The organism is Enterobacter cloacae complex sp. IR5450 (assembly GCF_049238665.1).
Taxonomy (GTDB): domain Bacteria; phylum Pseudomonadota; class Gammaproteobacteria; order Enterobacterales; family Enterobacteriaceae; genus Enterobacter; species Enterobacter hormaechei_C.
On sequence record NZ_JBMKIC010000059.1, the window covers coordinates 1 to 8,507 of the forward strand.

Sequence of the window (8,507 nt, forward strand, 5' to 3'; positions counted from 1 at the left end):
AAAAAGCTGGGAAAAGAGTACAGTAATATGGTCATGGTGGCATGACCATATTACTGGGGATCCCTCAGCCCACAGGGAGAGGGCGCAACCATAAAAAACGGTAACCTGACGGTTACCGTTTTGCATTTACCTCCTCTGCATTTAACTTAGCGAAACGTTTCGACGTTGATCACAAATCCGTTACGTCATGATGGTTTTCTGAACACTTCTGCGGCTACACTGTTTTTAGCGAAACGTTTCGCTAGTGGAGCAAAAAATGAAGAAAGGCACAGTACTCAACTCAGAAATCTCATCGGTGATTTCCCGTCTTGGGCATACCGATACGCTGGTGGTTTGCGATGCAGGCTTACCGGTTCCGCGCAGCACAACCCGTATCGATATGGCGTTAACGCAGGGCGTACCCTCGTTCATGCAGGTACTGGAAGTGGTCACCGCGGAGATGCAGGTTGAGGCGGCCATTCTCGCCGCGGAAATCAAACAACATAATCCGCAACTCCACGAAACGTTGCTCAGCCACATTGAGCAACTGCAACAGCACCAGGGAAACACCATAGAAATTCGTTACACAACGCACGAGCAGTTCAAACAACAAACCGCAGACAGTCAGGCGGTGATTCGCAGCGGGGAGTGTTCCCCGTATGCGAATATCATTCTCTGTGCTGGCGTCACCTTCTGAGGCCATCATGGACGCATTACTGCAACTCAAAGGGATCGATAAGTCGTTCCCGGGCGTAAAAGCCCTCTCCGGCGCGGCGCTGAACGTCTATTCCGGGCGCGTCATGGCGCTGGTGGGCGAAAACGGCGCCGGCAAATCCACCATGATGAAAGTGCTGACCGGTATCTACCAACGCGATGCCGGTTCGCTGCTGTGGCTGGGTAAAGAGACCACCTTCAACGGCCCGAAATCCTCTCAGGAAGCGGGCATCGGCATCATCCACCAGGAGCTGAACCTGATCCCGCAGCTCACCATTGCGGAGAACATCTTCCTCGGTCGTGAGTTTGTGAACCGGTTTGGCAAAATCGACTGGAAAACCATGTATGCCGAAGCGGACAAACTGCTGGCGAAGCTGAATCTGCGCTTTAAGAGCGACCGACTGGTGGGCGACCTTTCCATCGGCGATCAGCAGATGGTGGAAATCGCGAAGGTGCTGAGCTTCGAGTCGAAGGTCATCATTATGGATGAACCGACCGACGCCCTGACCGATACCGAAACCGAATCCTTGTTCCGCGTGATCCGTGAGCTGAAATCCCAGGGCCGCGGCATTGTCTATATCTCACACCGCATGAAAGAGATCTTCGAAATCTGCGACGACGTCACCGTCTTTCGCGACGGGAAGTTTATTGCCGAGCGCGAAGTAGCAACCCTGACCGAAGATTCGCTGATCGAAATGATGGTGGGACGTAAGCTCGAAGATCAGTATCCACATCTGGAGAAAGCGCCGGGTGAGATCCGCCTGAAGGTGGATAACCTCTGCGGACCGGGCGTGAATGACGTCTCCTTTACCCTGCGCAAGGGCGAGATCCTTGGCGTCGCGGGCCTGATGGGGGCGGGGCGTACTGAACTGATGAAAGTGCTCTATGGCGCACTGCCGCGCACCAGCGGCTACGTTACCCTTGACGGTCATGAAGTGGTCACCCGCTCGCCGCAGGACGGGCTGGCGAATGGCATCGTCTATATCTCTGAAGACCGTAAGCGCGACGGCTTAGTGCTGGGCATGTCGGTAAAAGAGAACATGTCCCTGACTGCGCTAGGCTATTTCAGCCGCAGCGGCGGCAGCCTGAAACACAAAGATGAGCAGCAGGCGGTCAGCGATTTTATCCGTCTCTTTAACGTTAAAACCCCATCGATGGAGCAGGCGATTGGCCTGTTGTCCGGCGGTAATCAGCAGAAAGTGGCGATTGCCCGCGGGTTGATGACGCGCCCGAAAGTACTGATCCTCGATGAGCCCACCCGCGGCGTGGACGTGGGCGCGAAAAAAGAGATCTATCAGCTGATTAACCAGTTCAAGGCCGACGGTCTGAGCATCATTCTGGTCTCTTCCGAGATGCCAGAAGTATTAGGCATGAGCGATCGCATTATCGTCATGCATGAAGGGCATCTCGGCGGTGAATTCACTCGCGAGCAGGCCACCCAGGAAGTTCTGATGGCTGCCGCTGTGGGCAAGCTTAATCGCGTGAATCAGGAGTAAGAAGATGACTACCCAGGCTGTTTCTGGTCGCCGCTATTTCACAAAGGCATGGCTGATGGAACAAAAATCGCTGATTGCCCTGCTGGTGCTGATCGCGATTGTCTCGACCATGAGCCCGAACTTTTTTACCGTCAATAACCTGTTCAACATTCTTCAGCAGACCTCTGTCAACGCCATTATGGCGGTGGGGATGACGCTGGTGATTTTGACCTCGGGTATCGATCTGTCCGTCGGTTCCCTGCTGGCCCTCACCGGCGCGATCGCCGCGTCGATTGTCGGTATTGAGGTCAACGCGCTGGTGGCCGTTGCCGCTGCGCTGGCGGCAGGTGCGGCAATTGGCGCCGTAACCGGCGTAATTGTGGCGAAAGGTCGCGTTCAGGCGTTCATCGCCACGCTGGTGATGATGCTGCTGCTGCGCGGTGTGACCATGGTGTACACCAACGGCAGCCCGATTAATACCGGCTTTACCGATAACGCCGATCTGTTTGGCTGGTTCGGTATCGGTCGCCCGCTGGGTGTCCCGACCCCGGTCTGGATCATGGCTATCGTTTTCCTGGCGGCGTGGTACATGCTGCACCATACCCGTCTGGGTCGTTATATCTATGCGCTGGGCGGTAACGAAGCGGCAACGCGCCTGTCCGGTATCAGCGTTAATAAAGTCAAAATTATCGTTTACTCCCTGTGCGGCCTGCTGGCGTCTCTGGCGGGCATCATCGAAGTGGCGCGCCTCTCTTCCGCACAGCCAACGGCGGGTACGGGCTATGAGCTGGATGCCATCGCGGCAGTGGTTCTGGGCGGTACGAGCCTTGCGGGCGGTAAAGGTCGCATTGTTGGGACATTGATCGGCGCACTGATCCTCGGTTTCCTGAATAATGGCTTAAATTTGTTAGGTGTTTCCTCCTATTACCAGATGATCGTTAAGGCAGTGGTGATTTTGCTGGCGGTACTGGTAGACAACAAAAAACAGTAACTGACGACACTACAGGACATCTTAGATATGAACATGAAAAAACTGGCTACCCTGGTTTCTGCTGTCGCGCTGAGCGCAACCGTAAGTGCTAACGCCATGGCGAAGGACACCATCGCGCTGGTTGTCTCTACCCTGAACAACCCGTTCTTCGTCTCCCTGAAGGATGGCGCGCAGAAAGAAGCAGATAAACTGGGCTACAACCTGGTGGTGCTGGATTCTCAGAACAATCCGGCGAAAGAGCTGGCTAACGTTCAGGACTTAACCGTTCGTGGCACCAAAATTCTGCTGATCAACCCAACCGATTCCGACGCGGTCGGTAATGCCGTGAAGATGGCAAACCAGGCGAAGATCCCGGTAATCACCCTTGACCGTCAGGCAACGAAAGGGGATGTGGTCAGCCACATTGCGTCTGATAACGTACTGGGCGGAAAAATCGCCGGCGACTACATCGCGAAGAAAGCCGGTGAAGGCGCGAAAGTGATTGAGTTGCAGGGTATCGCCGGGACTTCCGCGGCCCGTGAACGTGGTGAGGGTTTCCAGCAGGCTGTAGCGGCGCACAAATTCAACGTGCTGGCGAGCCAGCCGGCAGACTTCGACCGTACAAAAGGTCTGAACGTCATGCAGAACCTGCTGACCGCGCATCCTGATGTGCAGGCGGTATTCGCACAGAACGACGAAATGGCGCTCGGTGCGCTGCGTGCGCTCCAGACTGCGGGTAAATCAGATGTGATGGTTGTCGGATTTGACGGCACGCCGGATGGTGAAAAAGCAGTAAATGATGGCAAACTGGCTGCGACCATCGCTCAGCTGCCTGAGCAGATTGGCGCGACAGGCGTGCAAACTGCCGATAAAGTGCTGAAGGGCGAAAAAGTTCAGGCCAAATATCCTGTTGACCTGAAACTGGTCATTAAGCAGTAAAGGCGATTCAGGCAGTCGCTGGCTGCCTGAGGGACACCAAATAAAAGAAAAGTGTGGCATACGCCACCGGGTAATACCGGTGGCACTCTCAGATGGACACCTCAATACATGAAAACCGCAGGCAACCTCGTCGTCCTTGGCAGTATCAATGCCGATCACATTCTTAACCTTGAAACGTTCCCCACTCCGGGCGAAACCGTCACCGGCAATCAGTATCAGGTGGCGTTCGGCGGTAAGGGCGCAAACCAGGCGGTTGCCGCCGGACGCAGCGGGGCGAATATCGCGTTTATCGCCTGTACGGGTGATGACGATACCGGCGAGCGCGTACGCAAACAGCTCGCAAGCGACAACATCGACATCGCACCCGTCAGCGTGGTTGCAGGGGAATCTACCGGCGTGGCGCTGATTTTCGTCAATGCGGAAGGTGAGAATGTCATCGGTATTCATGCAGGGGCTAATGCCGCGTTAACGACTGAACGCGTCGAAGCGCAGCGTGGAATCATCGCCGGAGCGGAAGCCCTGCTGATGCAGCTGGAGTCACCGGTTGAAAGCGTGCTGGCCGCTGCGAAAATTGCGCATGAAAATCATACCTCTGTCGTACTTAACCCGGCACCTGCCCGTGTATTATCAGACGAGCTGCTGGCGCTGGTGGATATTATCACCCCGAACGAAACCGAAGCGGAAAAGCTGACGGGTATCCGTGTCGAAAATGATGACGATGCAGCGCGTGCCGCGCTTGCGCTGCATGATAAAGGCATCGGCACCGTGATCATCACCCTCGGCAGCCGTGGGGTGTGGGCTAGCGTCAATGGCGAAGGTCGTCGCGTGCCGGGCTTTAAGGTCAAAGCCATTGATACCATCGCCGCAGGAGACACCTTCAACGGTGCGCTGGTAACGGCGCTGCTGGAAGGAAAAGCAATGGATGACGCGATCCGCTTCGCGCATGCCGCCGCTGCGATCGCGGTGACGCGTAAAGGCGCTCAGCCTTCTGTTCCATGGCGTAAAGAGATTGATGAATTCTTAAGTCAGCAGGGGTAACGCTTGGCCACAATGAAAGATGTCGCCCGTATGGCGGGCGTTTCTACCTCGACTGTTTCCCACGTTATCAATAACGATCGCTTCGTCAGCGAGGCGATTCGGGAGAAAGTTGACGCTGCAATTAAAGAACTCAACTATGCGCCGTCTGCGCTGGCCCGCAGCCTGAAGCTCAACCAGACGCGCACCATCGGCATGCTGATCACGGCCAGTACCAACCCTTTTTATTCTGAACTGGTGCGCGGCGTGGAGCGCAGCTGCTTCGAGCGCGGCTACAGCCTGGTGCTGTGCAATACCGAAGGCGATGAGCAGCGCATGAACCGTAACCTGGAAACGCTGATGCAAAAACGCGTCGACGGGCTGCTGCTGCTCTGTACCGAAACGCATCAACCTTCGAAAGAGATCATCCAGCGCTACCCTTCTATTCCCACGGTGATGATGGACTGGGCGCCGTTCGACGGCACCAGCGATCTGATCCAGGATAACTCGCTGCTGGGCGGCGATATGGCGACTCAGCATCTGATCGATAAAGGTCATACCCGCATTGCCTGTATTACCGGCCCGCTGGATAAAACCCCGGCGCGCTTGCGTCTGGAAGGCTATCTTTCGGCCATGGAACGTGCGGGGCTTGCCATTCCTGATGGCTATCGCATCACCGGCGATTTCGAATTTAACGGTGGATTTGAAGCAATGCAGAAACTGCTGGCGCAAGAGCCGCGCCCGCAGGCGGTGTTTATCGGTAATGATGCGATGGCATTCGGAGCTTATCAGGCGCTTTATCAGGCGGGATTACGTGTCCCGGACGACATGGCGATCGTCGGTTACGATGATATCGAACTGGCGCGCTACATGACGCCGCCGCTGACCACCATCCATCAGCCGAAAGATGAACTGGGCGAGCTGGCCATCGATGTGTTGATCCACCGCATGGCCCAGCCCACGCTGCAACAGCAACGTTTGCAGCTTACTCCTGTTCTGATGGAACGCGGTTCGGTTTAGCCTTCTCTTTGTGACGCTCTTTAATCAGGTTCCGGCCGTCTTTTGGTTTTAACAACATAAAGACCACCGCCGATACCACGGTAAGCGCGCCCATGGTGATAAAGGTATAGTGGAACTGCTCAACGGTATTTGTACCGTCAAACCCTTCATAAAATCGCAGTACCGCCGCGCTCACGGCAACCCCGAGGCTGATCGACAGCTGTTGAGTGACCGCCAGTACGCTGTTGCCGCTGCTGGCATTCTCGTCGGTGAGGTCCGCAAGGGTGATGGTGTTCATCGACGTAAACTGCGTCGACATGGCCATACCCAGCACAAACAGCGGCAGGATCAGCATCCAGATTGGTAACGCCGCAGATTGCAGAGAGAACTGCGCAATCATCAATCCGATAAAGATCGTCACGCCAACCAGCGTCTTACGATAGCCAAACCAGCGCAGCACCTGCGTGACCGTCGATTTTGCCAGAATCGAGCCCATCGCCGTGGGCGCCATCATGCAGCCAGCAATCAGGGCCGGATAGCCGAAACCGACCTGGAGCATCAGCGGCATCAGGAACGGTACGCAGCCCGTGCCCAGACGTGAGGCAATGTTGCCCGCAATCCCGACGGAGAACGTTCGGGTGTTAAACAGAGATAAAGAGATAAGCGGTGTCGGATGGCGACGCGCATGACGTATATATAGAAGGAACAGCAGAATACCGCTGAGGATGACGGCCAGCGCCAGCCACGTTGCTACGATTTTCTCGCCAAACAGCTCCATCCCGCTGGAGAACAGGACCAGGCTCAGGCCAAACAGGAAGAAGCCGCCCATATCGAAGCTGCGTCTTGGCGTGGTGAAGTTCGGCATATATTTACGGGCATAAATCAGCCCTGCCACACCAATCGGAATATTAATCAGGAAGATCCAGTGCCAGCTTGCCCAGGTCACCAGTACGCCACCGAGAACCGGGCCAAGTATCGGGCCGACCAGCCCCGGCATAGTCACAAAGTTGAGCACCGGGAGCAGTTCGCTGCGCGGATAGGCGCGCAATAACGCCAGACGCGCGACGGGCATCATCATCGCGCCGCCTATCCCCTGTAGAACGCGGAAGATAACCAGTTCCGTCAGAGAGGTGGAGAGGGCGCAAGCCAGAGAACCGAGGGTGAACAACGTCACCGCCAGCATGAATACTTTACGCGTGCCGAAACGATCGGCCAGCCAGCCGCTGACCGGAATAAGCATCGCCACCGTCAGGGTGTAGCTGATGATGGCGGATTGCATCGCCAGCGGGGAGCGGTTAAGGCTTTGTGCTATGGCGGGAAGGGCGGTATTGAGGATAGTGGCATCAAGTGCCTGCATAAAGAACGCCATGGCTGCAATCCACGGCAATCCGGCCATACTGCGTGCTTTTTTCTCTGTCATTTATTTACCTGCTGGTGGGTTGGCGCGGCCAGCAACGCCTGGCACGCACTCAGGGCTCGCTGCCCGTCGCTCTCCTGAATGGCATCGACTATCGCCTGATGCAGATCCAGCTTCACCACCTCATCCTGTGTGATAGAGGTAAAGTAAGTGTGGTACACAGAATGGAATAAAGAAGCAAAGGAGGTCAGGAAAGGATTTCCGCTCATATTATAGATATGTTCATGCCAGGCCATATCGACCGCTATCCAGCGCTCGCGGTTAAAGTGCTTTTTCAGATCCACCATCTCTTCCATCAAAGTATTGAGCTGCGCTTTTTGCTCTGCTGTGCCGAGCGTGGCGGCAAGCAGACAGGCCTGAGGTTCAAGACTGCTGCGCATGACCAGAAAGTGATCGACGACCTGATTAAAGTTATCTTCGGTCATCCACCAGGTGAGCAACTCCTGATCGAGAAAGTTCCAGTTTCCCTGAGGCATAACGCGGGTGCCAATGCGCGGGCGTGGAAGCACCATCCCTTTCGCCGTTAATGTTTTTACCGCTTCGCGAACGGCTGTACGGCTAACGCCAAACTGATCTCCCAGCTCCATCTCGCTGGGCAGGATGCTACCTGGAGCATATTTACCCGCTAAGATCAGCTGCGCCAGTTTCTCTGCCAGCACATAGGACAGGTTTTTTTGAGCTGCCAGCTGTTGTGCGCTTAATGGCATCGCTTTTATTCCTTAGATATTGATGCGGCTAATTATGCCATCTCAGGTGTGATTGTGGTTGCAGATACATCAAATAGAACAATTTGTAGCTGGATCTCATCGCTTTTGGTGAAAAAAAACACGGTCAGAAATTTTTTTTAAATTTCCTCTTGTCACTTCAGAAGAACTCCCTATAATGCGCCTCCACTGACACGGAACAACGGCACACACGCCGCCGGGTCAGCAGAGAAAAGCAAAACAAACGCTTGACTCTGAAGCGGGAAAGCGTAATATGCACACCCCGCGCCGCAGCG

The 8,507-nt window shown here is 55.2% G+C and carries 8 protein-coding genes; 6 read left to right on the top strand and 2 right to left on the bottom strand.

Annotation, left to right across the window (positions count from 1 at the left end):
- Positions 1 to 256: 256 nt before the first annotated feature.
- The 6 genes from rbsD (at position 257) to rbsR (ending at position 6,111) form a co-directional block, all read left to right on the top strand.
- Complete coding sequence (gene rbsD / locus ACOTYB_RS24115; protein WP_003862392.1) at positions 257 to 676, top strand: D-ribose pyranase; 420 nt, start codon at positions 257 to 259, stop codon at positions 674 to 676.
- Between the two features lie 7 nt (positions 677 to 683).
- Positions 684 to 2,189, top strand: coding sequence for a ribose ABC transporter ATP-binding protein RbsA (rbsA, locus tag ACOTYB_RS24120; RefSeq protein ID WP_220153894.1), 1,506 nt, complete (start codon positions 684 to 686; stop codon positions 2,187 to 2,189).
- A gap of 4 nt (positions 2,190 to 2,193) precedes the next feature.
- Positions 2,194 to 3,159: a ribose ABC transporter permease gene (gene rbsC / locus ACOTYB_RS24125; RefSeq protein WP_003862395.1), complete on the top strand. Its 966-nt coding sequence runs from the start codon at positions 2,194 to 2,196 to the stop codon at positions 3,157 to 3,159.
- Positions 3,160 to 3,186: 27 nt separating this feature from the next.
- Positions 3,187 to 4,077: a ribose ABC transporter substrate-binding protein RbsB gene (gene rbsB, locus ACOTYB_RS24130; RefSeq protein ID WP_003862397.1), complete on the top strand. Its 891-nt coding sequence runs from the start codon at positions 3,187 to 3,189 to the stop codon at positions 4,075 to 4,077.
- A 108-nt stretch (positions 4,078 to 4,185) separates the two neighbouring features.
- Entirely contained in the window at positions 4,186 to 5,115 is a 930-nt protein-coding gene (rbsK, locus tag ACOTYB_RS24135) for a ribokinase (protein ID WP_003862399.1), read from the top strand.
- A gap of 3 nt (positions 5,116 to 5,118) precedes the next feature.
- Positions 5,119 to 6,111, top strand: coding sequence for a ribose operon transcriptional repressor RbsR (rbsR, locus tag ACOTYB_RS24140; RefSeq protein WP_003862402.1), 993 nt, complete (start codon positions 5,119 to 5,121; stop codon positions 6,109 to 6,111).
- Here rbsR and mdtD read toward each other — a convergent pair.
- Complete coding sequence (gene mdtD / locus ACOTYB_RS24145; RefSeq protein ID WP_003862403.1) at positions 6,077 to 7,510, bottom strand: multidrug transporter subunit MdtD; 1,434 nt, start codon at positions 7,508 to 7,510, stop codon at positions 6,077 to 6,079. The genes rbsR and mdtD overlap by 35 nt on opposite strands.
- Positions 7,507 to 8,214: a FadR/GntR family transcriptional regulator gene (locus ACOTYB_RS24150; protein ID WP_003862405.1), complete on the bottom strand. Its 708-nt coding sequence runs from the start codon at positions 8,212 to 8,214 to the stop codon at positions 7,507 to 7,509. The genes mdtD and ACOTYB_RS24150 overlap by 4 nt, the downstream gene beginning before the upstream one ends.
- Positions 8,215 to 8,507 lie beyond the last annotated feature (293 nt).

Excerpts from the sequence above, each read along its gene's own strand:
- rbsD (WP_003862392.1), top strand. The coding sequence starts at position 257 with ATGAAGAAAGGCACAGTACTCAACTCAGAAATCTCATCGGTGATTTCC.
- rbsA (WP_220153894.1), top strand. The coding sequence starts at position 684 with ATGGACGCATTACTGCAACTCAAAGGGATCGATAAGTCGTTCCCGGGC.
- rbsC (WP_003862395.1), top strand. The coding sequence starts at position 2,194 with ATGACTACCCAGGCTGTTTCTGGTCGCCGCTATTTCACAAAGGCATGG.
- rbsB (WP_003862397.1), top strand. The coding sequence starts at position 3,187 with ATGAACATGAAAAAACTGGCTACCCTGGTTTCTGCTGTCGCGCTGAGC.
- rbsK (WP_003862399.1), top strand. The coding sequence starts at position 4,186 with ATGAAAACCGCAGGCAACCTCGTCGTCCTTGGCAGTATCAATGCCGAT.
- mdtD (WP_003862403.1), bottom strand. The coding sequence starts at position 7,510 with ATGACAGAGAAAAAAGCACGCAGTATGGCCGGATTGCCGTGGATTGCA.
- ACOTYB_RS24150 (WP_003862405.1), bottom strand. The coding sequence starts at position 8,214 with ATGCCATTAAGCGCACAACAGCTGGCAGCTCAAAAAAACCTGTCCTAT.